Genomic DNA, 25,145 nt, shown 5'->3' on the forward strand with positions numbered 1-25,145 from the left:
AATTATTAGATGAGTTTTAAGATTACAACCTGAGGGTCTGGAAATGAAAATACGAACAAAATTTGCAATTCTCCTTACAATAATGGGACTTTTTGGCTTTTTGGCTGCAACTGTAGGTATATACGGAATGCGTATCCACGTAAGAGTGGATAACGCTATAGAAGTGGCAAACACAGAAAAGTATCTCCTTGAAAAAATTTTAAGAAGTTATCTGTTTCTAAAAGAAGGTTATGACGGAAAAATAGAGAAAGAGCTTAAAACAAGCCAGAGAATGTTTGAAATAAACCTGAAAGCTATCAAAAACGGTGGAGTTGTTCTTGTACCAAAAGAAGCCACAAACAATAACCCATTTCAAAATTTTTACATAAAACCCCTGGGAAAACAAAAGGAATACAAGCCACTTTTAACAAAAATAGAAAGAGAATGGAAAAACATCAAAAATTTACTTACATCCAGTGCTCCACCCTATGAAATCTACATTGAATCAAAAAAGATTAAAAAAGAGTTAAACATACTAATAGATAAACTGAAACTCAGCGACGATAGGTATCTCTTTTATGAACTTGAAATAGGATTTATCATTGCAGGAACTTTCGTTTTCATTATAATAGGCATCATGTTATTTGATGTTTCAAAAAAGATAGAAAAACTTTCCTATGCCATCACAAGTATTCCAACAGGAAAATTCTGCAAACTCTCAAAACTTCCCGAAAAATACAGAACAAACGATGAAATAGGTCAGGCGTTTATCGCAGCAGAGGAAACTTCACAACTTATATTCTCTCTCCTCGGAAGAATAAAAAAGATGCTTCAGAACTTCCAGACAGGAAAAATTTCAAAGGTCAGAACCGACGATCTTGAAGGGAAATGGAAGGAGATAGGAGAACTCCTTAACGCCATATCGGAAAAATGGGCAGAAGGAGCACAAACTACACTGAGATGGATTGAATGTTTCAAAAAGCTTAAAAGCTGTGAAACTTGTGAAAGAAGATTTAACTGTATCATCCCTGCCGATAATCAAGGAATATACAAAGAGATCTACGGCACTTTAAAAAAACTGAAAGATGAAACAATGGTTGCAGCAGACGAAATAGATAGATTCAGAAAAGAAATTTCAAAAGCTATAAGAGAAGGGAAAACATTCATACCTTCAAGTATTGATTACTCAAAAATTCCCGATTTTCTCCATGAAATCGCAAAATCACTTGAAGATATGGCAATCTCCCTTTTAAACGCACTTTCAAGCCAGAAAATATTTCTTGCAACCGTTTCCCACGATATAAGAACTCCTTTAAACGGCATAATCGGCTTTTTAGGATTGTTAAACCAGTCTGACAAGCTTTCTCCAAAAGACAGAGAATATGTAGAACTTGCACTGTCAAGTGCAAAACAGCTTTTAAGTCTTGTAAACGATATACTGGATGTGGCAAAAATACAGGCTGAACAGATAGAACTTTACACAGAACCGATAAACATAATTAAAGTGGTTAAAGACACAGCCTACGCTTTATCTTCCAACTTAAAAGAAGGAGTAGAACTAAAATTTAACTTCCCTGAAGAGGAACTATGGGTAGAAGGAGATGAAAAAAGAATTAAACAGATATTCTTCAACCTCCTTTCAAACGCAGCGAAATTCACAGAGAAAGGCTTTATTGAAGTTGGGCTAAAAAGAGTAAAAGAGGAGAAAGAGAAAAATGCATACAAACTTCTCTTTTATGTGAAAGACACAGGTATAGGCATTCCTTACGAAAAACAGCCACTTCTTTTCAAGCCATTCTCACAGATTAAAAGTAGAACAGCTAAGAAAGTGGAAGGCACAGGACTTGGTCTTTTCATAACCAAAAAACTTGCAAACATTATGGGTGGAGATGTGTGGGTTGATAGCAAGCCCGGAAAGGGTTCCACCTTTTATGTATTACTTGAACTAAAGAAAGCAAAACCACCAGCAAAGCAAGAACAACTTGATGAAATGGAATGTGAAAATGTGGATAAAAACCTTAAAATTCTTATTGCTGAAGATATAATAGTTAATCAAATATTTATCAGAGAACTTCTTAAAAAGAAATTCGGTATAGAAAATGTAAAAATTGTTGACAACGGTAAAAAAGCTGTTGAAGCTGCCGAAAAGGAACAGTTTGACCTGATTTTGATGGATCTTAAAATGCCTGTAATGGACGGTTTAACAGCTATAGAAGAAATTAGAAAGAAAGGAATAGATGTGCCTATATTTATGCTGACAGCAGATGCTTTCAGAGATTCTGAAGAGAAAGCTATAAAAGCAGGAGCTGATGGTTATCTTGTGAAACCTGTTGATTTTAAACAACTCTGCAAAGCTCTCTCATACGCTTCAAAGATAAAGATGAAACGAAAAGGTGAAGAGAAATGAACAAAGTAGGTATTTGTGTTGGAGAAGCAACTCCAAGGGAAATAACATTTATAAGCAACGGAAATATCCAGCTTGGAGACTATGTAGAACTCTCCTACGATGGATTTAGAACCCTTGGATTTGTTAAAGAGATACGCTGCATAAACAGAACGGTAAGTGAAGACCTTAACATAAAAGATATAGAAAAACTTAAAAGCCTAACAGACGGATTTAAAACATACATAGGGAAAATAGCGATTCTTGGCGATGTGGAAAAAGGAATGTTTGTTCCCAGAACTCCGCCGCCACCTGGAACAGACATCTTTCCGGCATCAAAGGAAACCCTTGAAAAAGTGTTTGGAAAAGATGACGGTAAAAAACTCAAACTTGGAACGCTGCTTACAAGGCCTGATGTAAACGTTTATGTTGATATAGACCAGATAGTCAGCAGACACCTTGCAATCCTTGCAATTACAGGGGGCGGTAAGTCAAATACCGTTTCTGTTATCATAGAAGGTATCCTTGAAAAATTTGGAACAATACTTGTATTTGATATGCACGGTGAATACATAAACTTTGACTTCAGAAGAAACGGTAAAAATGTAGTAAATCGTCTTGAATTAAAATTAAACCCGGCATACTTAAACTATAAAGAGTTTCGTCAATTCATAAACGTTGATGACAACGCATTCATTCAGGACAGGTATCTTAAAAGAGCCTTTAAAACTACACTGGAAGAGATTTCCGCAGGAAAAATCCAGACAAGTCAGTTCTGGGGACGATTAAAAGGAGAACTTGAAGCTTACAAGGAACTTGCGAAAGAAGACCCGGATATAAAAGAAGACAGAAAATCAATTGTTGGTGTTTTAAACAAAGTAGAAGACGCAATGGAATCGTATCATGAGCTTTTTGACCTTTTTGAAAAACCGATAGTTGAACAGATAGAACCGGGCAGTCTTAACGTTATAGATTTTTCTCAGGTTGATGAAAAGGTGGCAGACATTATTGTAAGTCACGTTTTAAGAAACCTTCTTGAAAAACGGAAAAAATTTATCCACGGATATGAAAATGGTCTCAAATTCCCCGTTTTAACAATAATAGAAGAAGCCCATATCCTTGCATCTTCAACAATAAACACAAAATCAAAATACTGGATTTCCCGGGTGGCAAGAGAAGGAAGAAAGTTTGGATTAGGGTTGTGTCTTGTAAGTCAAAGGCCAAAATCTCTTGACTCCAACACCCTCTCTCAGGCAAACAACATGGTAATACTTAAACTTGTAGAACCGGGAGACCAGAGACATGTTCAGCAGGCAGCAGAATCTTTAAGCAGTGAACTGGTGGAACAACTTCCATCCCTTAATGTGGGGGAAGCTCTTGTAATGGGAAAAATGATAGGTGTTCCTGCCCTTGTAAAGATAGACCTTGCAAAAAGTAAAAAGAGTGGGAAAGATATAAGTGCAGTAGAAGAGTGGCAGGAGATAGTAGAAAAGAGAAAACAGTTAGAAGAAGATATCAATAGTTTGGCGGATTTCTATGATGAATAGGATAAGTGTGGAAATATTCAAGGAGAAGAAGAAAATCGCTCTTTTATCTATCAGCGTAAATTTTACCCTATTTATTATCAAGCTTATTGCAGGACTTATCAGCGGAGCCACAACTCTTGTGGCAGACGCTATCCATTCTCTATCAGACCTTGCCGCTGCTGTTTCTGTTTACACAGGAATAGAGATAGCAAATAAAAAACCAAAAGAGTTTCCCTACGGACTTTACAAGGTAGAAAACCTTGTGGCTACAATAAGTGCTTTTGCAATATTCCTTGCCGGGTATGAAATTTTCAGATACACATTCTTCAACGGAAAAGAGAAACAGCTTGATAACCTTCCCATAGCTATAGGAACTGTTATAGCTTCCATAGCCATAACATTCCTTTTCTCAAAATATGAAGAGAAAAAGGGCAGGGAACTTAACTCTCCAAGCCTTTTAGCTGATGCAGAACACGTAAAAACCGATATGTTAAGCTCCATTGTTGTCCTTATAGGAATAGCGGCAAACTACTTCGGTCTATTTTCAATAGAAAAAATCACCGTTCTTATAATAGTTGCTTTCATTCTTCACTCTGGATTTGAAATTCTAACAGACTCTCTCAAAGTTCTCCTTGACGCCTCAGTGGATAGTGAAACTTTAAATAGAGTTGAAAAGATACTTCTTTCATTTCCTATAGTTACCAAAATAAAGTCTTTAAAAGGAAGAAACTCCGGTAGCTACATATTCCTTGAAGCTGAAATCTACGTTGACTCAGACTCCCTTGAACAGGTGCACCAGACTCTTGATGAGATAGAAAAAAAGATAAAAAAAGAGATACCTTTTGTTGAAAAAGTTATAATTCATCCAGAACCTTACGAATCTACAAAAAGAGTAATAGCCATCCCTCTTGATGAAAAAAACTGTATAAGTGAGAAATTCTGTGATTGCGATTACATAATGATAGGAAAAGTTGACAGAGAAAAAGGAGTTATAGAAGATGTAAAAATATACTCAAATCCTGTAAAGTGTGTTGCTAAAAGTAGAGGGGTTGAACTTGTGGAGTTTTTAAAAATGAAAGAAGTTACCTGCGTTGCCCTTTTTAAACTTCCTCTTCATAAGGGAGTATTTTATGCAATGGCTGAAAACAGAATTAAAATTGCACTTATTAAAGAAAAGAAAGAACCGTATGACATTCTGGATATGGCTTTAAATAACAAACTTTGCTGTATTAACGCTTTAACATTTCTTGATAAAGAGGAAAAGGGAGTTTCCAATGAAAGCTAAAGATATACTTGAACGGGATAAAATATTCAGCCATCTTAATGTGGCGGTTTTCATTGATATGCAAAATCTCTATTACGGTGCAAAAACATCTTTAAAAAAGAAAATAGATTTTAAAAGATTACTTGAAATAGCTGTAAGAGGAAGACACCTTTACAGAGCCATCGCATATCTTGTTGACCTTGACAATGTTAATCAGGGAAGTTTCCTGTATGTTCTTAAAAGTCTCGGTTATGAAATAAAACTGAAACAACCTAAAAAATTTTACAGCTGGGACAGAGTAGAATACAAAGCAGACTGGGACATGGGTATAGCGATTGATGCGATAGCCATGGCAGAATCTGGAAAAATAGATGTAGCGGTAATAATGAGCGGTGATGGTGACTTTGTTGACCTTGTAAATTTTCTTAAAGCAAAGGGAATCAAAGTAGAAATCATATCTTTTAAATCGATCACCGCAAAAGAACTTATAACTGCAGCAAACGAATATATAGACCTTGGAGAAGTTGCTGACTTTATAGTACTGGAGGAAACGGAAAATGGAGATAAAGATTTATCCACTGGGAATGTTAGCAGTTAACACTCTTCTTGTGTTTGATGAAGATAGCAGAGAAGCCTTTATAGTTGACCCTGCTGGAGAGCTTGATGACATAATTTCTGAAGTTGACAGGAAAGAATTGAAAATAAAGTACATAATCAACACCCACGAACACCCTGACCACACAGCAAAAAATGCCTGGGCAAAACTCACATTTCCAGAAGCCAAACTTGTAATGCACCCTGAAACTGCAAAAACAGTAAACATGTGGATAGAATCGGATTTTGGAAAAAGTATAGGAGCAGAATATTCTCCGGAACCAGACTTAAAAGTTAATGAAGGAGATGTTTTAAGTATAGGTAATAAAGAATTTAAAATATTCCATACTCCAGGACACTCTCCCGGAAGTATCTGTATATATAACCCTGAAAGCAACTTTGTTATTGTGGGAGACCTTATTTTCAAAGGGAGTATTGGCAGATATGACCTTCCAGGAAGCAACTATGAAGAGTTAAAACAATCAATAATCAAACTTTTAAGTAATGTGGAAAAAGACACAACCATAATCCCGGGACACGGACCAACCACAACAGTAGAGGAAGAGCTTCTTGACAATCCTTTCATTAGGGAGATTGTCTCGTGACAACTGGAACCCATATTCTCGCAGGAGTTATAGCTGCACTTTATCTAAACCTGCCTGTTCTTCCTGCAGTGATTGGATCAGTAATCCCTGATATAGATATAAAAAATGGATTTCCAAAGAAAAGAAACCTTTTTAATACACACAGAGGAATAACCCACCACATTGCAATTCCTGTTACACTAATAGCTTTAAGCTTCTACTTAAAAGAAACTAACTTCAGTCTAATCTACAAAAACCTACTATCATTCTCTATAGGATACACAACCCACATTCTACTTGACACATTAACTCCTCTTGGTATTCCGTACACTCATAAATTTTACCCAAGAATATCTCTTAAAGTTTTTAGAAGCAATAAGATAAGTGAGATAATTGTATTTTTAGCGCTACTTTTAATCTTAACTACTGTTCTAAACAAAAAGAAGCTTAATTTAAATTCTCTGATAGGAGAAGAAAATATTTCTATTATTAACAGTGTGCTAAAATAGGTAGATCAACATCATTAAATTATTAGGAGGCATCATGAAATTCTTCATAGATACGGCTGATATAAACGAGATAAAAAAAGCTTATGAACTTGGATTAATTGACGGAGTAACAACCAACCCAACACTAATAGCAAAAACAGGTAAACCTTTTATGGAAGTTGCAAAGGAGATACTGGAACTTGTTGACGGTCCTGTAAGCCTTGAAGTTGTTAGTCTTGATGCAAAAGGAATGGTGGATGAAGCAAGAGTTTTAGCAAAGCTTGGAGACAATGTTGTTATAAAAATCCCTATGACAACAGAGGGACTTAAAGCTGTAAAAATTCTCTCTGAAGAGGAAATTAAAACAAACGTAACTTTGGTTTTCTCCCCCCTTCAGGCACTTTTAGCAGCAAAGGCAGGAGCAACGTATGTTTCTCCTTTTGTCGGAAGACTAGACGACATAGGCCACGACGGTATGGATCTTATATCTCAAATAGTTGAGATATATAGTAATTACGGCTTCTCAACAGAAATAATAGTTGCAAGTATAAGACATCCAAAACACGTACTTGAAGCTGCCCTTATAGGTGCAGATATAGCAACAATTCCTTTTAAAGTTATAAGTCAGCTTGCAAAACATCCATTAACAGATAAGGGCATAGAAAGATTCCTTGAGGACTGGGCAAACGTTCCAGATAAGGATTCTATTTTCAAATAAATCCTCTTGTGCGGGGGCAATTGTGACAGAAAAGGAGATTCTTAAACAGTATATAGGAGAGGCGAGGGAACATTTCCAGAAAGGGGTAGAAAAGCTTGATGAACTTGAGCAAACTGTAACAATTCTCGCAAAAACTCTCAGTATGTATAAAGAACTGATAGACCTATCCACCTTTGTTCCAAAAGAAAAGCTAATCAAATACAGATTGAGCAGACTTCTTAAAAGAATGGCTTTTGACAAAACAAAAACAATAATGGGTATAAGAATAAAGTTTCATTTTGGTAACTATGAAGATTTAAGGAACATGATAGTTAATTACATAGACAACCACATAAGACCTACTGACACCTTGTTCCTATTTGAAGACGGCAGTTTAGGCATTATCTACATACTTGATAAAAACCTTGAATCAAAAGTGAAAGTTTTGACAAGAATTGAGGAAATTCTTTCAAATTTTGAAATTCAACTTGATTACAAAGTAAAATCACACATAAAATGGGAACTTTTCTCAACAGAACTTGATGCTACTGACTCAATTGAAAATTTCCTGACAAGACTAAAAGAGGGGAAAGAGTAGTATCTTCCCTTCTCCTTTATTCTGTATAAACCATCCCAAAATGCTAAAATTCCCTAAGAGTAGTAGCTTTTACCATTTAAAAATTGCGAGGGGAAAATAATGAGAAAGGCACTTCTTGGAAATGAGGCAATGGCGTGGGGAATGGTTGCTGCAAATGTTGACACCATGGCAGCCTACCCTGGCACTCCAAGTTCTGAAATTCTTGAAACATACCAGAAACTGATAAATGACCTGAACCTGCCGGCTTATGCAGAATGGTCAACAAATGAAAAAGTTGCCTTTGAAACAGCCTACGCTGCAGCAATAAGCGGAAAAAGAGCCGCCTGTGGGATGAAAATGGTTGGACTTAACGTGGCTTCTGATTCCCTCATGAGCGCAGCTTACATCGGAAACAAAGGAAGCTTTCTTATCTTTTCTGCTGATGACCCGGGATTTTACAGCTCTCAAACAGAACAGGACTCAAGATATTTCGCAAAGTTTGCAAGAATTCCAGCTCTTGACCCAGCCTCTCCACAGGATGCACTAAATCTCACCATTAAAGGAATTGAAATCTCTGAGCAGTTTGAAATACCCGTTCTACTAAGACCTGTTTTAAGAGTCTGTCACGGAAGACAGATAGTTGAGATACCTGACTTTAAATTTCAAGGAAGAAAAGGAAACTTTGAAAGAGATATAAATCGCTGGGCAGCCGTTCCAAGAGAACCAAGACTCAAGCAGGGATATGAACTTCTTGAAAAAATTGAAAAGATAGCCCTTTACAATTTTGAACATTTTCTTAAACCACAAATAGAAAAGCTAAACAAAACAAAATTCCTCATAGTAGCATCAGGAACCTGCTACAGTTTTGCAAAAGAGGTGATAGAAGACAACAACCTTCCAGTAGATATCTTAAAGATAGATATGCCAACACCATTACCTGTTGACAACCTTAAAGAGATTATCAAACAGTATGAAACTGTCATCGTTTTTGAAGAAACATATCCACTTATAGAAGAACAGATAAAACCGGTCGGAAACGTAAAAGGAAAACTTACAGGAGATGTTTTTAACATTGATGAAGTAACTCATGAACGTATAGCAGAAACCTTAAAGAAAAACGGTATTCTGAAAAAGAATATCTATACCGGAATTCCCTTTAAAAATACACCTCCAAAAAGAAAACCGGCACTTTGTCCCGGATGTCCACACAGAACGGTATTTTACGCTATTAAAAAGGTATTCGGAGAAAAAGCAGTTTATCCTTCAGATATAGGTTGTTACACACTTGGACTTAATCAGAAAGCGGTTGACACAATACTCTGCATGGGAGCAGCTGCAGGACTTGGAGGAGGAATATCCATAGCAGACCCTGATAAAACTGTAGTTGCAACCATAGGAGACTCAACATTCCTCCATTCAGGCATACATCCCCTTATAAACAGCATAGCCAACAAACACAAATATATCCTTGTAATAATGGATAACAGCACCGTAGCAATGACAGGCCTTCAGCCAACTCCAGAAAGAATAGGAGGAGTTGAAATAACTAAAGTGGTAGAAGGGTGTGGCGTGGAACCGTTAATACTCAACTATGACGGAACAGTAAAAACCACAATAGATTTTTTCAAAAAGGTAAAAGAGAAATATGAGAAAAGTCAATTACCGGTAGTAGCTGTAGTAAAAGAGTTCTGCACATTTGACAGAGAAAAAGTTAACCTGCCTGGCATTTTTGCAAAAGTTGATGAAACTAAATGTACCGGCTGCGGCTACTGTATAGAAACATTTGGCTGCCCTGCGTTTGAGTGGAAAAACGATAAAGTAACAGTAAACAGATACTTCTGTGTCGGATGCAGTGTATGCCTTGACGGTGTATGTCCGTTTAATGCTTTTGTGGAGGATAGAAGATGAAATATCAGATAGTCCTTACAGGGGTTGGAGGGCAGGGAACGATATTCCTTGTTAAATTACTCGCTCAATGTGCCCTTAATAAGAACATACCGTTTATCGGAACAGAAACTCACGGAATGGCACAAAAAGGAGGAACGGTTATCTCCTATCTTAAAATAGGAGATTTCTACGCTCCCCTTGTAGGAAAAGGGCAGGCAGATATTATTATAGGACTTTACCCAACAGAAACATTGAGATTTCTTGAATATTTAAAAAAAGACGGAAAAGTCATAACAAACGTAACTGATAACTTTAACTTACCAAAGATGGAAAACCTTAATATCTTTACTGTAAACGGCTCAAGGTTAGCTGTAAATGGAGAGATTAATCCTAAATCCCTCAATGTTTTCATCCTGGGCTATACCCTCCAGAAATCTCCCGATTTTCCCTTCACAAAAGAGGAAATTGAAGATGGGATAAAAGCTATAAACGCAAAATTTGCCGATACAAATATTAAAGCTTTTAACAAAGGCTTTTATTACAGGGAGAACCTTTAAAGGTCTCCCTCCTTTCTCACTCTTACCACTTTTCCAGGCTTCCTTTCAATCTCTCCTTTCTTAACAAGAACAATATCAACATGAAGCCCCAAAGTGCTGTAAATCTCCTCCTCAAGGCGGTTTTTCAAATACTGGTCAATTCTTTCAGTTTCAACCACAACTTTAACAAAATCTTTCCCTTCACTTTTACCTATAACAATCTGATAATCAGGAAGTATCTCAGGATATTTCATAACTATCTCTTCAATCTGTTTCGGATAAAAACATACCCCTTTTACTTTCAACATATCATCCGTTCTTCCCTTTATCCTTGCAACTTTAATATGAGTTCTTCCACACTCACAACGTTCTCTTGAAACTATTTTAGTTATATCCCTCGTCCTATATCTTATCAGCGGCAAACCTTCCCTTGTAAGAGTGGTAACAACCATTTCACCTTCCTCTCCATCTGGTAAAACTTCTCCTGTTTCAGGATTTATTATTTCAATAAAATAGTGATCTTCCCAGACATGAATACCGCTATGGAAGCTGCACTCTATACCAAGGCCTACTCCACCTGTTTCTGTCATTCCGATAATATCAAACGCCTCTATTCCCATCTCCTTTTCTATGTAGCGACGCATCTCTTCACTCCACACTTCAGCCCCGAAAATCCCGACCCTTAATGAGGTTTCAGAAAAGTCAAATCCCTCCTCTTTTGCAACCTCTATAATCCTTAATGGATAAGATGCTATACCTGCAAGAGCAGTAGTGTTAAAATCCTTAAAGAATTTTAATTGAAGAAATGTTCTACCAGGTCCTATAGGAACAACAAAACAACCTATTTTCTCAGCACCGTAATGAAAACCAAATCCTCCGTTAAAAAGCCCGAAAGATGGAGTTATCTGAAGCACATCTTTAAATGTAATCCCTGCTGCTGCAAGGCACCTTGCCATTATCTCTCCCCACTGGTCAATATCTTTCGGAGTGTATGGATTTACAACAGGGGTACCGGTTGTTCCAGAAGACATGTGAAACCGAACAAATTCACTCTGATGGCCACAGGCAAACCCGAAAGGATAACCTTTCCGCAGATCTTCCTTGGTAAGAAATGGTAATTGTTTAATATCATCAAGAGATTTTATATCTTCAACCTCCACCTTCCCTATCTTTTCCCAGTAGAAGCTGTTTTTTTCCTTTATCCTGCTTATCGTCCTTTTTAACCTTTCAAGCTGTAACCTTTCAATACGCTCCCTTGGCATTGTTTCAATAAGCCGTTGAAACATAAAAATCCTCCCCGAAAGTTTCTAAAAGTTTCTATTAGAATAGAGATTATTTTATAATAATTTTATCTATCAAAATATAAAAATGGATAGGAGGAAGATAAAATGTCTCTTAAAAGAAAAGATTACATATCACGGGAGGAACTCTCAGCAATTCAACTAAAAAGATTGAAAGAAACTGTGGAAAGGGCATATTATCTTGTCCCATTTTATAGAAAAAAGTTTGAAGAAGCCAACATAAAACCTTCAGATATAAACACCCTTGAAGACATTAAAAAACTTCCATTCACAGTAAAGCAGGACTTAAGAGACAATTATCCATTTGGGCTTTTTGCCGTTCCTATTGAACAGATAGTCAGAATCCATTCATCTTCCGGCACCACCGGAAAACCAACAGTTGTAGGCTACACCGAACACGATATGAAAGTCTGGCAGGAAGTTATGATAAGAACATACCTTATGGCTGATGTGAATGAAAAAGACGTTGTCCACAACGCTTACGGATACGGCCTTTTTACAGGAGGACTCGGCTTTCACGATGCTGCTCAGGCTATTGGAGCTGCGGTTGTTCCAGCAAGCGGAGGTTTTACCAAAAGACAGCTTATGCTCATGAAAGACTTTGGCACAACAATTCTGTGCTGCACCCCATCTTTTGCCCTTCACCTTGCAGAAGTAGCCAGAGAAGAAGGGTATGATCTTAAAAAAGACTTTAAACTCAGAGCAGGATTTTTCGGAGCAGAACCTGCATCAAAAGGATTGAAAGAAACCGTTGCAAAACTGTGGGGCATTCAGTATGTTGAAGCTTACGGCCTTTCTGAAATAATAGGACCGGGAGTTGCCGCAACCTGCAAATACGGCAATCTTCACATATTTGAGGATCACTTTTATCCCGAAATAATAGACCCTGAAACCGGAGAAGTCCTGCCTGACGGAGAAGAGGGAGAACTTGTTTTAACAACACTCACAAAACAGGCACTTCCAATGATAAGGTACAGAACAAAAGATATAACTGTTCTACGGAGAGAACCGTGTCCATGCGGAAGAACAATCGTTTATATGGAAAACATAAAAGGAAGAAGCGATGATATGCTGATCGTTAACGGTGTAAACGTTTTCCCTTCCCAGATAGAACACGTAATAACAAAGATAGAAGGGTTAACACCAAACTACATAATAGTCGTTGATAAGAAAGGGGTTCTTGATAAACTGGAAGTGTGGATTGAAGTTGATGAAATGATGCTAACAGACGGCATCGGGAGTCTTGACAACCTTAAAAGAAAGATAGAGGAAGACCTTTTAAACTATCTGTTTATAAAAGCAAAAGTAAAACTTGTAGAGCCTAAAACTCTTGAAAGAAGCATGGGCAAGGCAAAAAGAATCGTTGACAGAAGAGAACTAAATCTATAGGGAGGGAAATTGATATGGAAGGGAAATACACAATAAAGCAGATTTCTATATTTCTTGAAAACAGACGGGGAAGGCTTGCAGACGTAGCAAAAGCATTGGCAGAAACCGACATCAACATAAGGGCACTTTTCCTTGCCGATTCTTCTGAGTTTGGAATTCTCAGGCTTGTTGTTGACAATCCAGAAAAAGCAAAAGCTGTTCTTCTCTCAGAAGGATTTGCTGCAAACGAAACCGATATATTCGCAGTTGAGGTTGAAGATAGACCGGGAGGATTTTACAGAACAGTAAGCACCCTTACAGAAGAAGGAATTGACATTGAATACACATATGCCTATGCCGGCAGCAGCTCAAAAGCGATACTGTTTTTTAAAGTTAAGGAGGAACTGCTTAACAAATCCATAAATATTCTGCGTGAAAAAGGAATAAAGCTTGTTGAAGCTGCTCAGATATATCGCTAATACAAACTAATTCTTTCTGTCAGGAGGAAGAATGGATTTTATCTTCGCAATTAGTCCTATCTTAGTTGTTTTAATCGGCATGCTTGTATTCTCCCGTTCAGGTGTTTTTATGGCTGTAAGTGGATGGCTGTTTGCCGGAGTAGTTGCATGGCTTTACTTTAAAACTCCTCTGCCCGTTGTAATCGGAGCAAGTGTTTACGGAGTTGTAAAAGCTCTCGGTATCACTCTTGCTGTGGCTTTTACAATGCTGATGATTTTTATAATGAAGGAAACAGGAGCACTAACAGAAATAGTAAAAACTGTAAACTCAATAACAACAGATAAAGTTGAACAGACCCTCTTTATCGGAATGGGATTTGGCTCTCTTGCCACATCCCTTGGAGTGGTTACTCCCGCACTATTTCCTCCCGTTTTTGTAGCACTTGGCTTTAGCCCTCTTGCGGCTGTAGCAATAGCCGTTCTATGTTACGACCCACTTACATCTTTTGCCCTCCTGTCAATACCGATAACACTTCCTGCAAAAGTTGTATGGGGACCTTTTGGAATTCGTCCTCCAGGAATTGAGAATGTTGACCAATTTATCTGGGCATTTACCCAGCAGATAACCATCTTCCTTCCCGTTATTTCAGTATTCTTTGCCTTTATGATGCTTTACTTTGTTGGAGGGTGGAGCGCTATAAAGAAAAATGCCATCCACGCCCTAACCGCAGGGCTTGTTTTATCTCTTTCTGCAATGTTTCTGGCATACACAAAGATTGTCCCTGTAGAAGTTATAGGTGTTATTTCTGGCTTTATAACAATGGTAATTGTTTATCTCTTCTTCAGGAAAAATGAAAGTAGCAAAACTAAAATAGATGTATCTTTTTTAAAGGCAATCTCCCCCTGGTTGTTTCTGTTTTTATTCTCCCTTATTACCAATTATCCACCGATTAAAAAGTTTTTAGCAAATATCCCAGGAAAATTGGAAGTAATTCCGATAATAGCAAATAAAAAGGTAGACCTGAACATCTTTGCAAGCGTTTACTTCTGGATACTTATAGCTCTTATAGTATCTCTACCTTTGCTTAACCCTACAAAGGAACAACTTTCCAGAGCTTTTACTACATGGAAAAACCGTGTATGGGGACCTTTTATTGCTTACTCTTTGTTTTTTGCTGTTGCATTTGTAATGGCCTGGTCTGGAATGGAAATAATAAACGGAAAACTTACACCGGGAGCTAACTTCCAGCATCTTAACATGGATATAATAATAGGACAGACTCTTGCCAGCGTGTTTGGAAAATTCTATCCACTAATTTCTCCATTTTTAGGTCTCATTGGAGCTTTTGTGGGAGGCAGTGAAACAGCATCAAACGTTCTTTTCGCAAAAATTCAATACAGTGCGATAGTTGCAACAGCAGGAGCTTCTGCTTTTCTACCTGCATACGGCGCGCACGCAGTTGGCGGTGGGATAGCAAGTGCTATCACCCCTTCTAAATTAACAAATGCAGCTGCCCTTGTAGGATTGAAAGGGAAAGATGAAAGCCAACTACTTAAAACAATGATTATCCCTGTCCTTGCAATAACCCTAATAGTTGGGATCATCCTTCAAATAATAATCTCAACTATGTGAGCAGTACTTGATTTTTAGACAAACAACATTTTATAATGGTATAGAAGAAAAAAGGGAGGTTTTAATATGGGTTCTTTCATGGAAAAAAGTATGGATTGGTCTCTGGGGGCTGTAGCTTTCATAACTGTTGTCATGTATGCATTTCTTCCTCTTGGAATATTTGGAAACAACCTTGATTTTGAGCACTACCTTCTTCCAAAGGTAGTTGTAGCTCTCATTGTAGCACTTGTAAGTGCAAAACTTTACATCTCCTTTTTTAAAGCAAGAAAACCTGCTCCAGAAGTGTTCTGCTTTGGACTCATTACAACACTCGGAATAACAGGTCTCCTTACCTACGTTCTTCTTGATCTTGGACTAAAACTTGTAGGTCTTTATTAAAATAAGGGGGCTTGCCGCCCCCTTTTATGTTCTATTAAGTAGTTGAACTTTCCGCATCATTGTAAATATCGCCAACTATCGGTTCATTGAATCCCTTAAATCCTTTTACAGTTTCAACTCTAAATTGAGTTGACTTATACCAGATCTCTTTTGGTGGTTCTTTCACAGGAGTAAGCTGCCATCCTCTCATCTCTTCATAGTAGTCCCAATTTACATATTCGTTAAAGTTGTGGAGAAGGTCTGTTATAACAAGTCCCATATCAAGAAGAACCTTTTGAATCTTTCTCCACTTATCAAGAGATGACTCCCTTCTTGTCACACCAAAATAACCGGCACACCTTTCTGCCTTTAAAGTAGCAACTCCTCTTCCAACAAAAGCTTTTATTGCTTCAACTGTTTCTGGTGGATCACAGAAAAATGTATCGTAAGCTCCGACAACATCTTTTGGAAGCGGCTTTCTCAAATCGTGAACCCTTGCATCAATGTTTAGATTATATTTATCAGATACTTCTTTTATGAAATTTATAAGCCTTTCATCTATCTCAAGAATTGTTACTTTTTCAGGCAAACCTGTAAGAGCAAGTGCTATGCTCATAAGGTCATCATCTCCAAGAACACAAACCTTTTTACCTCTTAAATCTCCCCTATCGTCTGCAAGAGCAACTCTTGCAAAAGAGTTTTCTGGAGTAACATATCCCTGATCAAAACAGTGAATAGCTGGGGGTCTATTTTTCTGAATTTCAACAAACTTTTCAAACGCATCTTTTAAAGTTTCGTCAATAACAACCCCTCTGCCGTTGCAACATTTACACCTGTGGGAAACAGGAGGCTGAATGTTTGCTTCCTTTACAAATTCCGCTCCTTTCTCTGTAAGAAGGATTTGACTCCCCTCAAAAGCAATAATTCCTTCCCTGTTTAAAATCTTCAAAATCTCTGCAACAAGAGGAAGAGGTTCGTCAGAGTAATCAACTATCTTCCAGAAATCTCCGGACAATATAACAGCCTTTAAAACCTTCTCCACAGAAACAGGATAAGCCGGCACCTGCGTTCTCTCTTCAGCTTCACGGGCAACTTTCTCAAGAAGTTCCATTAAAGCACCTCCTTATTTGTTAAGTTTATCAATTACAAAGTTTGGAATTGCAAAAGCTCCGTAGTGAATTTCAAGATTATAATACTTAAGTCTTCCTTTATTTTTTTCAAAAGAGGAAAGTCTTTCCGCAAGCTCCTGGGGAGAAACGGATAGGGGATCTTTACTATCTGAAGCAAAAGTAAAGCTCCACATTCCAGAAGGATAGGTTGGAATAAAAGCAAGATAAGGCCTAACAACAGAAAACACCTTTTTAAGGTTTGAAATAACCACTTTAAACGCATCAAACTGAGCAAAAGGAGACTCAGACTGAGTTACAACAACACCATCACTTTTTAAAGCATTCTTAACATCTTTGTAGAATTCTTCAGAAAAAAGAACAGCTGACGGCCCTACAGGATCAGAACAATCAATAATAACAGCGTCATACTCACCTTTTTTTCCTTTGATAAACTCTCTCCCATCCTCAAAAAAGATACTCACCCTCTCATCATCAAGACCAGAAGCTATCTCTGGAAACTCTTTTTTACAAAGCTCTACAACTTCCCTGTCTATCTCAACCATATCAACTTTAGAAGGATTATGTTTTAAAGCTTCCCTTACAGTTCCTCCATCACCACCACCAATTACAAGAACTTTCTCCACATCTCTCCCCAAGGTAAAAAGAGGAACATGAACAATCATCTCATGATAGATAAACTCATCTTTCTCGGTCGTCTGAACAGCACCATCAAGAACAAGCATTTTGCCGAAAGCTTCCGTTTCAAGAAGAAGTATCTCCTGAAACGGTGTTTTATACTTTATGGAACTGTTAACATCTACAGTCAGTCCAGCTCCATTCATCATCTCAGTAAACCTTAACATATCAACCTCCCCAGAATTTTAAAATCAACTCCCGCACTACTTTAGCCGCAAGCATCTGTGTGATACCTGAAGGATCATAAGGAGGAGAAACTTCCACAATGTCAAACCCAACAATATTAGCAGATGGTAAATTATAGATAATTGAAAAAAATTCAACTGGCGTTCCACCACATGGCTCTGGCGTGCCAGTTCCAGGTGCAAACGCAGGATCAAAATAATCTATATCTATTGAGAAATAGATATTCTTTTCATTTTCCAAAATCTCTGGAAGTTTTTTTATATCCACCAGATGAAGGAGAGGATTATCCCTTATAAGAGTAAACTCCTCCAGCGTCCCGCTTCTTACACCAACATGAACAATCTTACACCCAAGCTCTAAAACCCGTCTCATAACACAAGCATGAGAATAAGCTGTTCCAGAGTAAATATCTCTCAAATCTGTATGAGCATCAAAATGAATAACCGTAAGTTCTCCATATCTCTCTTTCAAAGCTTTTACAACAGGAAAAGTTACAGAATGCTCTCCTCCAAGCATTACAGGGATCTTTACATTCTCCATAAAAGAGTAAACTGTTTCTACCATATCTTCTGGCAAAGCATTAATTTCAAGATCACCAGCATCGCAAAAATCAATATCATCAAGATCTCTATTTAAAGCAGGACTATAAGTTTCCAAGTTTTCCGAAAAAAATCTTATACCAGCAGGTGCAAACCTTGCTCCAGGCCTAAAACAGGTAGTTCCGTCAAAAGGAACACCAAAAATCGTTATTTCTCCTCTATCTTTTGCAGCCAGAAATTTCATCTTTTTCCCCTTATGGTAAAATTAAGCTAAAATATCCTGAGGAAATTATACGATGGATTACAAAATTAGAGGAACAAATATCCTCGGAATTGAAATCATTATTCCTCCGCAAAAGTTTAACCTTGAAGACATAAAGAAATTTATATCAGAAAAAAAAGATATAATGAAGAAAACAAGGCTTGTAATAACTTTTGATGACGTTATTCCTAAAGAAACAGAGATAAGAGAGATTGCTGAATTTATAAAAAATTTTCCAGAAATAATTTTCTGTGGATTTAAAACTTCAAAAAGAGAAACACGGGAACTGTGTCTTCAGGCCGGCTTTCCCTGCGATATGTCAACCCTTGAACTTGAAAGAACTACAGAAAGAGCTTCCAACGAAGAGATAAAGTTTATAAAGAAAACTGTCCGCTCAGGAGAAAAGGTTTCTTCTTCCGGAGACATTGCAATATTAGGAGATGTTAACCCCGGTGCTGAAGTTGAAGCGGGAGGGAATGTATATATATTTGGAAGTTTAAGAGGACTTGTAAAAGCTGGCATCGGGAAAAAAGAATGTGAAATCAGAGCCCTATTTGTTCAAACACCTCGTATTGAAGTGTGTGGAGAAGAGAAAACTTTTGACAGAAATGAAAAGTTCTATAATTTCAGGCTTATATATAAAAATGGTAAAATTAGAATTAACAACACGGAGAGGGTTTAAATTATGGAAGATAAGGTCTTTTGTATAACATCCGGAAAAGGAGGTGTGGGAAAAAGTACAATAACCGGTAACATAGCTACCGCTCTGGCAATGAAAGGTTATAAGGTTGTAGCAATAGATGCTGATATTGGACTTAGAAACCTTGACCTTGTTCTGGGGCTTGAAAACAGAATAGTTTACGATATTGTTCATGTGATAGAAGGTGTTTGTCCGCCTGAAAAAGCTCTTGTAAAAGATAAAAAAACTAAGAATCTTTTCCTTCTTCCTGCTGCCCAAACAAAGGATAAAAGCGCTGTAAAACCTGAAGACCTTATCTCCATAGTTGAAGCTTTAAGGGAAAAATTTGATTTTATATTTATAGACTCACCAGCTGGAATAGAAGAAGGATTTAAAACTGCCGTTGCACCGGCAGACGGAGTTCTTGTTGTGACAAATCCTGAAATGGCATCCATAAGAGATGCTGACAGAGTTACAGGCCTTTGTGAAGCTATGGGAAAACTAGAACCAAAGCTTATAATAAACCGTCTTGATCCTGCGAAAGTAAAAAGAGGAGATATGCTTGATGTTGAAGATGTTCTTCAAATTCTCGGTCTTGAGTTAATTGGAGTTGTTCCTGAAGATAAAAACATGGTAGCCTATATCAATAGGGGACAGCCTGCAGTCCTTGAAAATGACTCCATTGCAGGAAAAGCTTTAAGAAATATAGCCGAAAGAATTTTAGGTAAAGATGTGCCCTTTATGAAACTTGATACTGAAGAAGGGCTGCTATCAAAATTCAAAAGATTGTTCGGTGGGAGCTAAAAATGGGATTCTGGCCTTTTAATAGAAAACCAAGCAAGGATGTAGCAAAACAAAGGCTTCAGGTGATTTTAAAATATGATAGGGCAGGACTGCCACCAAATGCTGTGGATGCGATAAAAGACGCTATTTTAACTGCTTTAAAGGATTTCCCGTTTGTTGACATCTCAGGAATAAAAATAAATTTTCCTCAGGATGAACAGGAAGAAAAGATAGAGCTTGAAATTCCCGTTAAAACCGAAAAATAGCTAAAGTCTAAAACCTACTCCCAAATTAAAAGAATTCCAGGATCCTTCAGCTATAGGAGTAGATAAAACCTTGCCTAGGCTATTTTTAAACACAGCAAACAAACATAATCTTTTCGTCAAAAAAGCATCAACTGTAAAAACCACTGCCGGGAAAAAATCGGACAAAAAATCTGTTGAATAATCGGAACCATCTACAGAAAATTTCTCATAAAACTTAAAAAAACCTTCTATTCCACCTTTAAATACCAAACCTTTCAAATCCTTTTTGAATCCCCCTCCAGCAAAAATATATCCCCCTGTAAGCCTATATTCTTTAACATCACCAGAATAAAAATAAAAGGTTGAGGAAACACCCAAAAATTCAGTTCCTCCTTCAAAATAGTAGGATTTAAACTCTTGTGAGAAAGAGATAGAAAAAGACGGATAAACATCCCTCTCAAGTAAATAAACAGGATAATCCTTGAAAAGTTCTTCATAACCAGAAATTGAAGACCATCCCGATCCAAACTTCAAGAGAAGACCATCAGCCTTTGAAGCACACGGAAGTATCAGTATTAAAAGAAAAATAAGAAAAACCATATTTAACTCCACTAATTAACAAAACTTTCTAAAAACTCATCCCAGTTTGTTTGTGTAAAAAGATTGTAGGGACTAAAATAGCTATAATTATAATACTCTTCAGGACTTATATCTGAGGCACTTTGCGGAAAGTAGATTGAAACCCCTTTCAACTTGTTAAAAACGGAACGAACATAAAACTTATCAAGGGCAGATTTAAGATTGTTAATCTCCTGAACGAGAATCTCATCTGAAGAAACAGTAAAAAGACTATCAGCAAAAGAATAAAGGTCTATGTAGTCTGAAAAGTAAGGATCTACATACAAACTATTTTCCCTTGCTATTTTAAAATCTAAAGATGTTGATGGAGAGTAGAAAGAAACAATATTTTCAAGACTATTAACAACACCATCCATATCTGTTGAATTTACCGCTGCAAGAACACAATCTTCTACTCCAGTTTCTGCACAATAATCTCTATAAAAAGTGTAATATGAATCAACAGCTGCCTTTCCAAGAGAAAAAGGAGATAAATCAGTTTTTCTGAAAACCTCAATCAAACCTTTATAATCCCAGCCATTACCAGGCTCCGATGCCTCTGAAGCAACCATCACATCAGCAAAATCTTTAAACGTGTAAAAAACCTCTACCATACCAGCAAGACACTCATCAAACCCCAAAAAACCAAGATGAATACTATTATCCTTTAGCACTTTATATATTTCATACATTGTTAGATAATCTTTTGAAGTATCGTCTATACTGGCAATTTCCCAGCCATTTCCATGATCCCAGACAACAAGAGCAAGATTTGAGAAAGAGTAATGATGAAAAATAGAATCTAAAAACAGTTTTAAGGTATCAGGACTTCCAGTATTCAAATTTCCGAAACCTTCAACAGGCTCAAGCCATCCATTTTTAACTTCATAAACTGTCGTCCCCTCTCCTCTATCACAAAGAACAACCACCCTTACATTTTCATCAGAACCCGCATCCATCATCTCTTTAAGATCAAGTGTCGCATAATCGGATAGATTATTATCACCGGCCATATAAACCGCAACAACCCACTTTGAATATCTATTATCAGAAACTTCGTAAGAACAGGAAAAAACTCCTAAAAGAGCAAACAGAAAAATCAGCTTAATCCATGACATATCAAAAATTCTCCCTACAAAAATAAAAAAGGGAGAGCCAAAGCTCTCCCTTTAATTATAACAATCTATACTCTTACTCAGCTGATTCTTCTTCTGTTTCAACAAGCATAACTATAGCTGTTGGAGCAGCATCACCTTTTCTGAAATCGTAATGAAGAAGTCTTGTATATCCACCGTTTCTATCTGCATACTTTGGAGCTATCTCATTTACAACTTTAAAAGCAACATCTTCTCTTGTAATTATCGCATTCACTTCTCTTATAGCTTTAAGCTTATCCTGAGACTTTGCTTTCGTAATAACTTTATCAGCAAGTCTTCTAAGCTCTTTTGCCCTGGCAATAGTAGTTACAACCTTCCCGTGTTCCATCAAATCTGTTACAAGATTTCTAAGCATCATTACTCTATGCTCAGTGCGTCTTCCCAATTTTTTTCTCTTAACTCTATGTCTCATTCCTCTTTACCTCCGGAAAGTTCAAGTCCTAAAGAGGAAAGAACCTCTTTAATCTGAGCTATGGACTTATTACCCAATCCTTTAAGTTTCTTTAAATCAGCATCGGTTAATTTTATAAGTTCTCCTATAGTTTCAACTCCTGCTTCTTTAAGAGCCCTGAGAGCCCTGGACTTAAGACCAGCCTCTTCAAGAGTCATTGAAAGTTTCTCATCTTCTTTCTCTTCTTCCTGATGAACCTCAACAACCGGCACTTCTGGAGTGACCTCAGCAAGATTAACCATAACTGAAGAGAAGTGATCTATCAAAATAGAACAAGCTTTAGCAAGAGCTTCCTTAGGAGTTACTCCTCCATCTGTCCATATTTCCATAGTAAGTTTGTTGTAATCTGTCCTTCTTCCAACCCTTGTATCTTCAACTTTAAACGCAACCTTTCTAACAGGAGAAAAATCAGCATCAAGAGCTATCCATCCAAGAGTTGAAATATCAAAAATTTCCTGAATCTCCTCTGAAAGAACAAATCCTTTACCTTTATCTATACGAAGATGAAGTTCTATCTCAGAATTTTCATTATCAAGAGTTGCTATTTCCTTGTCTGGAGTAAGAAGCTTAACCTGTGAAGGAAGTTCAAAATCAGAAGCATAAACTTTCCCGGGTCCTTTCTTTCTGAGCTCTATAAATACCGGAGCATCTCCATGAAGAGCAAACCTTAAATCTTTTATATTAAGCACTATTTCCGTCAAATCTTCAACAACTCCAGGAAGAGTTGTAAACTCATGCCAGGCTCCCTCAAACTTAACTGCTGTAGGAGCAGCACCTTCTATGGAGGAAAGAAGAACCCTTCTAAGTGCATTACCTACAGTTACACCATACCCCTTTTCAAGAGGTTCAACAACAAATCTTCCGTAGGAGTCTGTGTGTTCCTCCCAGCGGAATTTATCAGGTGTGATAAATTCAATCATTATTTCCTCCACTAAAGGTTAGCTATTACTTAGAGTAGAGCTCTACAATCAGGTTCTCTGCAATAGGAATCTCTATCTCATCTCTCGTAGGTTCAGCCTTTACAATCCCCTTGAAATTCTCAGCATCAAGCTCGAGCCAGGATGGAACACCCCTTTGTTTAGCAAGCTCAATACCTGAGAGTATATCAGGAATGTTTCTACTTTTCTCTCTTACCTCTATAACATCACCAGGCTTAACAAGGAAAGAAGGCCTTGTAACTTTCTTCCCATTTACAAGAATATGTCCATGAACAACAAGCTGCCTTGCATGTCTATGAGACTTTCCAAAACCAAGCCTGTAAACCACATTATCCAGTCTGCTTTCAAGAAGCTTAAGAAGATTTTCACCAGTCTGCCCTTTCATCCTTTCGGCCATCTTATAGAAACGTCTGAACTGCTCCTCTCTTACCCCGTAGTAATATTTAACCTTCTGTTTCTCCATAAGCTGACGGCCGTAGTAGGAAATCTTCCTTCTGCTTCTACCGTGCTGTCCCGGTGGGTAAGGTCTTTTATCTGTTATAGCTTTACCTTTAAGTGATTTCTCTTCACCAACATAAATATTCACACCTAAACGACGAGCTATACGCCACTTCGCTCCTCTATATCTTGCCATCAATTACCTCCATTAAACTCTTCTTCTCTTAGGTGGTCTGCAACCATCATGAGGAATAGGAGTAACATCTTTAATAACTTTTATGTTTAAACCTGTTGCCGCAATAGCCTTAATAGCCGTTTCTCTACCACCACCGTTTCCTTTGATCCATATTTCAACATCTTTTACACCGTACTCAGACATAGCCTTTTTAGCAGCTTTTTCAGCAGCAAGCTGAGCAGCATAAGGTGTACTTTTCCTTGTTCCTTTAAAACCAACTGTTCCACCTGAAGCCCATGTAAGAGTATTACCTTCTTTATCTGTAAAGGTGATTATCGTATTGTTAAAAGTGGTCTGGATATGCGCTATAGCATAACCTACGGTTCTTTTTGCTTTCTTTTTGGCACCGCCTCTTTTTCTTCTTGCCATTAATTACCTCCTTTACTTCTTAGTAGCCTTTTTCTTCCCGGCTACAGTCTTCTTAGGTCCTTTCCTTGTTCTGGCATTTGTCCTTGTTCTCTGTCCTCTTACCGGAAGGCCTAGTCTGTGTCTCACACCTCTGTAACAGCCAATATCTATAAGCCTTCTGATATTCATTGCTATCTCTTTTCTTAAGTCACCTTCAACCTTATACTCGCTCTCTATAATCTTTCTGATTTTTGCTATCTCTTCCTCTGTAAGATCCTTGACCCTTTTTTCAGGATCTATACCAGCTTCTTCACAAATTTTGAAACCTGTTTTTATCCCTATTCCGTAAATATACGCAAGGGAATACGGAACCTTCTTGTTATCTGGAATATCAACACCTGCTATCCTTGCCATCTTTCCTCCTTACTTACCTTGTCTCTGCTTGTGCTTCGGGTTTTCACAAATTACCCTTACAACACCCTTTCTCTTAATAATCTTACACTTTGGACAAATCTTCTTCACAGATGGTCTTACCTTCATCTTTCCTCTCCGTCGTTAAAGTTTTGTGCCGTTAGCCGCGGTTTTATCTTAGGGACGGATTATCCTTTCCTGAAAATTATTCTGCCCCTCGTTAAATCGTAAGGACTCAGCTCGACAACCACACGGTCGCCTGGCAAAATTCTTATAAAATGCACCCTCATCTTTCCTGATGCGTGAGCAAGTACCTGATGTCCATTATCAAGCTCAACTTTAAAGTAAGCGTTAGGCAGAGCTTCCACTACCTTCCCCTCTACCTGAATACCTTTCTCTTTTGCCATACCTCTCCTCT

The 25,145-nt window shown here is 37.6% G+C and carries 30 protein-coding genes; 17 read left to right on the plus strand and 13 right to left on the minus strand.

Annotated features, from left to right (window positions below; all coding sequences use genetic code 11):
- Window positions 1–43 precede the first annotated feature (43 nt).
- From CHB58_RS06900 to CHB58_RS06945, 10 genes are all read left to right on the plus strand, one after another.
- A complete protein-coding gene (locus tag CHB58_RS06900) occupies window positions 44–2,386 on the plus strand; it encodes a hybrid sensor histidine kinase/response regulator (protein WP_089323377.1) in 2,343 nt (780 codons plus the stop codon).
- Window positions 2,383–3,909 carry an ATP-binding protein gene (locus CHB58_RS06905; protein ID WP_089323378.1) on the plus strand — a complete coding sequence of 509 codons (1,527 nt, stop codon included), beginning with the start codon at window positions 2,383–2,385 and terminating at the stop codon, window positions 3,907–3,909. Before CHB58_RS06900 ends, CHB58_RS06905 begins: the two co-directional genes overlap by 4 nt.
- Window positions 3,899–5,173 (plus strand): cation diffusion facilitator family transporter, encoded by a 1,275-nt coding sequence (locus tag CHB58_RS06910; protein WP_089323379.1) that lies wholly within the window; start codon window positions 3,899–3,901, stop codon window positions 5,171–5,173. Before CHB58_RS06905 ends, CHB58_RS06910 begins: the two co-directional genes overlap by 11 nt.
- On the plus strand, window positions 5,163–5,750 hold the full coding sequence (locus CHB58_RS06915; protein ID WP_089323380.1) for a LabA-like NYN domain-containing protein: 588 nt from the start codon (window positions 5,163–5,165) through the stop codon (window positions 5,748–5,750). The genes CHB58_RS06910 and CHB58_RS06915 overlap by 11 nt, the downstream gene beginning before the upstream one ends.
- Entirely contained in the window at window positions 5,710–6,351 is a 642-nt protein-coding gene (locus tag CHB58_RS06920) for an MBL fold metallo-hydrolase (protein ID WP_089323381.1), read from the plus strand. Before CHB58_RS06915 ends, CHB58_RS06920 begins: the two co-directional genes overlap by 41 nt.
- Window positions 6,348–6,839 (plus strand): metal-dependent hydrolase, encoded by a 492-nt coding sequence (locus CHB58_RS06925; protein WP_089323382.1) that lies wholly within the window; start codon window positions 6,348–6,350, stop codon window positions 6,837–6,839. The genes CHB58_RS06920 and CHB58_RS06925 overlap by 4 nt, the downstream gene beginning before the upstream one ends.
- 34 nt (window positions 6,840–6,873) lie before the next feature.
- A complete protein-coding gene (gene fsa, locus CHB58_RS06930; protein WP_089323383.1) occupies window positions 6,874–7,536 on the plus strand; it encodes a fructose-6-phosphate aldolase in 663 nt (220 codons plus the stop codon).
- A gap of 22 nt (window positions 7,537–7,558) precedes the next feature.
- Window positions 7,559–8,113, plus strand: a complete 555-nt coding sequence (locus tag CHB58_RS06935) for a hypothetical protein (protein ID WP_089323384.1) — start codon at window positions 7,559–7,561, stop codon at window positions 8,111–8,113.
- A gap of 99 nt (window positions 8,114–8,212) precedes the next feature.
- Entirely contained in the window at window positions 8,213–10,000 is a 1,788-nt protein-coding gene (locus tag CHB58_RS06940; protein ID WP_089323385.1) for a thiamine pyrophosphate-dependent enzyme, read from the plus strand.
- On the plus strand, window positions 9,997–10,536 hold the full coding sequence (locus tag CHB58_RS06945; protein ID WP_089323386.1) for an indolepyruvate oxidoreductase subunit beta: 540 nt from the start codon (window positions 9,997–9,999) through the stop codon (window positions 10,534–10,536). The genes CHB58_RS06940 and CHB58_RS06945 overlap by 4 nt, the downstream gene beginning before the upstream one ends.
- Here the strand turns inward: CHB58_RS06945 and CHB58_RS06950 are convergent.
- On the minus strand, window positions 10,533–11,801 hold the full coding sequence (locus tag CHB58_RS06950; protein WP_089323387.1) for a phenylacetate--CoA ligase family protein: 1,269 nt from the start codon (window positions 11,799–11,801) through the stop codon (window positions 10,533–10,535). The genes CHB58_RS06945 and CHB58_RS06950 overlap by 4 nt on opposite strands.
- Before the next feature lie 102 nt (window positions 11,802–11,903).
- On the opposite strand from CHB58_RS06950, the gene CHB58_RS06955 reads away from it, so the two are divergent.
- The 4 genes from CHB58_RS06955 to CHB58_RS06970 all read left to right on the plus strand — a co-directional run bounded on the left by CHB58_RS06955 (window position 11,904) and on the right by CHB58_RS06970 (window position 15,653).
- Entirely contained in the window at window positions 11,904–13,205 is a 1,302-nt protein-coding gene (locus CHB58_RS06955) for a phenylacetate--CoA ligase family protein (RefSeq protein WP_089323388.1), read from the plus strand.
- A gap of 14 nt (window positions 13,206–13,219) precedes the next feature.
- Window positions 13,220–13,663 carry an ACT domain-containing protein gene (locus CHB58_RS06960; RefSeq protein WP_089323389.1) on the plus strand — a complete coding sequence of 148 codons (444 nt, stop codon included), beginning with the start codon at window positions 13,220–13,222 and terminating at the stop codon, window positions 13,661–13,663.
- Window positions 13,664–13,694: 31 nt separating this feature from the next.
- Window positions 13,695–15,275 (plus strand): L-lactate permease, encoded by a 1,581-nt coding sequence (locus CHB58_RS06965; protein WP_089323390.1) that lies wholly within the window; start codon window positions 13,695–13,697, stop codon window positions 15,273–15,275.
- A gap of 66 nt (window positions 15,276–15,341) precedes the next feature.
- Complete coding sequence (locus CHB58_RS06970; RefSeq protein WP_089323391.1) at window positions 15,342–15,653, plus strand: hypothetical protein; 312 nt, start codon at window positions 15,342–15,344, stop codon at window positions 15,651–15,653.
- Between the two features lie 34 nt (window positions 15,654–15,687).
- Here CHB58_RS06970 and CHB58_RS06975 read toward each other — a convergent pair whose 3' ends face one another.
- Genes CHB58_RS06975 through speB form a run of 3 tightly spaced genes read right to left on the minus strand, consistent with a single transcriptional unit; the run spans window position 15,688 to window position 18,406 of the window.
- Window positions 15,688–16,743 carry a bis-aminopropyl spermidine synthase family protein gene (locus CHB58_RS06975; RefSeq protein ID WP_089323392.1) on the minus strand — a complete coding sequence of 352 codons (1,056 nt, stop codon included), beginning with the start codon at window positions 16,741–16,743 and terminating at the stop codon, window positions 15,688–15,690.
- Window positions 16,744–16,755: 12 nt separating this feature from the next.
- Window positions 16,756–17,604 (minus strand): polyamine aminopropyltransferase, encoded by an 849-nt coding sequence (speE, locus tag CHB58_RS06980; RefSeq protein WP_089323393.1) that lies wholly within the window; start codon window positions 17,602–17,604, stop codon window positions 16,756–16,758.
- A 1-nt stretch (window position 17,605) separates the two neighbouring features.
- Complete coding sequence (gene speB / locus CHB58_RS06985) at window positions 17,606–18,406, minus strand: agmatinase (protein ID WP_089323394.1); 801 nt, start codon at window positions 18,404–18,406, stop codon at window positions 17,606–17,608.
- Window positions 18,407–18,458: 52 nt separating this feature from the next.
- Between speB and CHB58_RS06990 the strand changes: the two genes are divergently transcribed.
- From CHB58_RS06990 to CHB58_RS07000, 3 genes are read left to right on the plus strand one after another with little or no spacing between them, the layout of a single operon-like run.
- Window positions 18,459–19,106, plus strand: a complete 648-nt coding sequence (locus CHB58_RS06990; protein WP_089323395.1) for a septum site-determining protein MinC — start codon at window positions 18,459–18,461, stop codon at window positions 19,104–19,106.
- Window positions 19,107–19,109: 3 nt separating this feature from the next.
- Window positions 19,110–19,907 carry a septum site-determining protein MinD gene (minD, locus tag CHB58_RS06995; protein ID WP_089323396.1) on the plus strand — a complete coding sequence of 266 codons (798 nt, stop codon included), beginning with the start codon at window positions 19,110–19,112 and terminating at the stop codon, window positions 19,905–19,907.
- 2 nt (window positions 19,908–19,909) lie between these two features.
- Window positions 19,910–20,152: a cell division topological specificity factor MinE gene (locus CHB58_RS07000; RefSeq protein ID WP_089323397.1), complete on the plus strand. Its 243-nt coding sequence runs from the start codon at window positions 19,910–19,912 to the stop codon at window positions 20,150–20,152.
- Here CHB58_RS07000 and CHB58_RS07005 read toward each other — a convergent pair whose 3' ends face one another.
- The 9 genes from CHB58_RS07005 to infA all read right to left on the minus strand — a co-directional run bounded on the left by CHB58_RS07005 (window position 20,153) and on the right by infA (window position 25,134).
- Entirely contained in the window at window positions 20,153–20,731 is a 579-nt protein-coding gene (locus tag CHB58_RS07005; RefSeq protein ID WP_089323398.1) for a hypothetical protein, read from the minus strand.
- Between the two features lie 11 nt (window positions 20,732–20,742).
- The gene (locus CHB58_RS07010) at window positions 20,743–21,867 is read right to left on the minus strand and encodes a clostripain-related cysteine peptidase (RefSeq protein WP_089323399.1); all 1,125 of its coding nucleotides are present in this window, start codon (window positions 21,865–21,867) and stop codon (window positions 20,743–20,745) included.
- Between the two features lie 73 nt (window positions 21,868–21,940).
- The gene (rplQ, locus tag CHB58_RS07015; RefSeq protein WP_089323400.1) at window positions 21,941–22,318 is read right to left on the minus strand and encodes a 50S ribosomal protein L17; all 378 of its coding nucleotides are present in this window, start codon (window positions 22,316–22,318) and stop codon (window positions 21,941–21,943) included.
- Window positions 22,315–23,277: a DNA-directed RNA polymerase subunit alpha gene (locus CHB58_RS07020; protein ID WP_089323401.1), complete on the minus strand. Its 963-nt coding sequence runs from the start codon at window positions 23,275–23,277 to the stop codon at window positions 22,315–22,317. Before CHB58_RS07020 ends, rplQ begins: the two co-directional genes overlap by 4 nt.
- A 25-nt stretch (window positions 23,278–23,302) precedes the next feature.
- Entirely contained in the window at window positions 23,303–23,929 is a 627-nt protein-coding gene (gene rpsD / locus CHB58_RS07025) for a 30S ribosomal protein S4 (protein WP_089323402.1), read from the minus strand.
- A 12-nt stretch (window positions 23,930–23,941) separates the two neighbouring features.
- The gene (gene rpsK, locus CHB58_RS07030; RefSeq protein ID WP_089323403.1) at window positions 23,942–24,337 is read right to left on the minus strand and encodes a 30S ribosomal protein S11; all 396 of its coding nucleotides are present in this window, start codon (window positions 24,335–24,337) and stop codon (window positions 23,942–23,944) included.
- 12 nt (window positions 24,338–24,349) lie between these two features.
- Window positions 24,350–24,730, minus strand: a complete 381-nt coding sequence (gene rpsM, locus CHB58_RS07035; protein WP_089323404.1) for a 30S ribosomal protein S13 — start codon at window positions 24,728–24,730, stop codon at window positions 24,350–24,352.
- A 9-nt stretch (window positions 24,731–24,739) separates the two neighbouring features.
- Window positions 24,740–24,856: a 50S ribosomal protein L36 gene (gene rpmJ / locus CHB58_RS07040; RefSeq protein ID WP_013637834.1), complete on the minus strand. Its 117-nt coding sequence runs from the start codon at window positions 24,854–24,856 to the stop codon at window positions 24,740–24,742.
- A 59-nt stretch (window positions 24,857–24,915) separates the two neighbouring features.
- Window positions 24,916–25,134 (minus strand): translation initiation factor IF-1, encoded by a 219-nt coding sequence (gene infA, locus CHB58_RS07045; RefSeq protein ID WP_022847329.1) that lies wholly within the window; start codon window positions 25,132–25,134, stop codon window positions 24,916–24,918.
- Window positions 25,135–25,145 lie beyond the last annotated feature (11 nt).

It is taken from the genome of Desulfurobacterium atlanticum (assembly GCF_900188395.1).
Taxonomy (GTDB): domain Bacteria; phylum Aquificota; class Aquificia; order Desulfurobacteriales; family Desulfurobacteriaceae; genus Desulfurobacterium_A; species Desulfurobacterium_A atlanticum.

What these genes read in the sequence shown, in the direction of transcription:
- CHB58_RS06900 (WP_089323377.1), top strand. Translation starts at nt 44, where the DNA reads ATGAAAATACGAACAAAATTTGCAATTCTCCTTACAATAATGGGACTT.
- CHB58_RS06905 (WP_089323378.1), top strand. Translation starts at nt 2,383, where the DNA reads ATGAACAAAGTAGGTATTTGTGTTGGAGAAGCAACTCCAAGGGAAATA.
- CHB58_RS06910 (WP_089323379.1), top strand. Translation starts at nt 3,899, where the DNA reads ATGATGAATAGGATAAGTGTGGAAATATTCAAGGAGAAGAAGAAAATC.
- CHB58_RS06915 (WP_089323380.1), top strand. Translation starts at nt 5,163, where the DNA reads ATGAAAGCTAAAGATATACTTGAACGGGATAAAATATTCAGCCATCTT.
- CHB58_RS06920 (WP_089323381.1), top strand. Translation starts at nt 5,710, where the DNA reads ATGGAGATAAAGATTTATCCACTGGGAATGTTAGCAGTTAACACTCTT.
- fsa (WP_089323383.1), top strand. Translation starts at nt 6,874, where the DNA reads ATGAAATTCTTCATAGATACGGCTGATATAAACGAGATAAAAAAAGCT.
- CHB58_RS06940 (WP_089323385.1), top strand. Translation starts at nt 8,213, where the DNA reads ATGAGAAAGGCACTTCTTGGAAATGAGGCAATGGCGTGGGGAATGGTT.
- CHB58_RS06945 (WP_089323386.1), top strand. Translation starts at nt 9,997, where the DNA reads ATGAAATATCAGATAGTCCTTACAGGGGTTGGAGGGCAGGGAACGATA.
- CHB58_RS06950 (WP_089323387.1), bottom strand. Translation starts at nt 11,801, where the DNA reads ATGTTTCAACGGCTTATTGAAACAATGCCAAGGGAGCGTATTGAAAGG.
- CHB58_RS06955 (WP_089323388.1), top strand. Translation starts at nt 11,904, where the DNA reads ATGTCTCTTAAAAGAAAAGATTACATATCACGGGAGGAACTCTCAGCA.
- CHB58_RS06960 (WP_089323389.1), top strand. Translation starts at nt 13,220, where the DNA reads ATGGAAGGGAAATACACAATAAAGCAGATTTCTATATTTCTTGAAAAC.
- CHB58_RS06965 (WP_089323390.1), top strand. Translation starts at nt 13,695, where the DNA reads ATGGATTTTATCTTCGCAATTAGTCCTATCTTAGTTGTTTTAATCGGC.
- CHB58_RS06970 (WP_089323391.1), top strand. Translation starts at nt 15,342, where the DNA reads ATGGGTTCTTTCATGGAAAAAAGTATGGATTGGTCTCTGGGGGCTGTA.
- CHB58_RS06975 (WP_089323392.1), bottom strand. Translation starts at nt 16,743, where the DNA reads ATGGAACTTCTTGAGAAAGTTGCCCGTGAAGCTGAAGAGAGAACGCAG.
- speE (WP_089323393.1), bottom strand. Translation starts at nt 17,604, where the DNA reads ATGTTAAGGTTTACTGAGATGATGAATGGAGCTGGACTGACTGTAGAT.
- speB (WP_089323394.1), bottom strand. Translation starts at nt 18,406, where the DNA reads ATGAAATTTCTGGCTGCAAAAGATAGAGGAGAAATAACGATTTTTGGT.
- CHB58_RS06990 (WP_089323395.1), top strand. Translation starts at nt 18,459, where the DNA reads ATGGATTACAAAATTAGAGGAACAAATATCCTCGGAATTGAAATCATT.
- minD (WP_089323396.1), top strand. Translation starts at nt 19,110, where the DNA reads ATGGAAGATAAGGTCTTTTGTATAACATCCGGAAAAGGAGGTGTGGGA.
- CHB58_RS07000 (WP_089323397.1), top strand. Translation starts at nt 19,910, where the DNA reads ATGGGATTCTGGCCTTTTAATAGAAAACCAAGCAAGGATGTAGCAAAA.
- CHB58_RS07005 (WP_089323398.1), bottom strand. Translation starts at nt 20,731, where the DNA reads ATGGTTTTTCTTATTTTTCTTTTAATACTGATACTTCCGTGTGCTTCA.
- CHB58_RS07010 (WP_089323399.1), bottom strand. Translation starts at nt 21,867, where the DNA reads ATGTCATGGATTAAGCTGATTTTTCTGTTTGCTCTTTTAGGAGTTTTT.
- rplQ (WP_089323400.1), bottom strand. Translation starts at nt 22,318, where the DNA reads ATGAGACATAGAGTTAAGAGAAAAAAATTGGGAAGACGCACTGAGCAT.
- CHB58_RS07020 (WP_089323401.1), bottom strand. Translation starts at nt 23,277, where the DNA reads ATGATTGAATTTATCACACCTGATAAATTCCGCTGGGAGGAACACACA.
- rpsD (WP_089323402.1), bottom strand. Translation starts at nt 23,929, where the DNA reads ATGGCAAGATATAGAGGAGCGAAGTGGCGTATAGCTCGTCGTTTAGGT.
- rpsK (WP_089323403.1), bottom strand. Translation starts at nt 24,337, where the DNA reads ATGGCAAGAAGAAAAAGAGGCGGTGCCAAAAAGAAAGCAAAAAGAACC.
- rpsM (WP_089323404.1), bottom strand. Translation starts at nt 24,730, where the DNA reads ATGGCAAGGATAGCAGGTGTTGATATTCCAGATAACAAGAAGGTTCCG.
- rpmJ (WP_013637834.1), bottom strand. Translation starts at nt 24,856, where the DNA reads ATGAAGGTAAGACCATCTGTGAAGAAGATTTGTCCAAAGTGTAAGATT.
- infA (WP_022847329.1), bottom strand. Translation starts at nt 25,134, where the DNA reads ATGGCAAAAGAGAAAGGTATTCAGGTAGAGGGGAAGGTAGTGGAAGCT.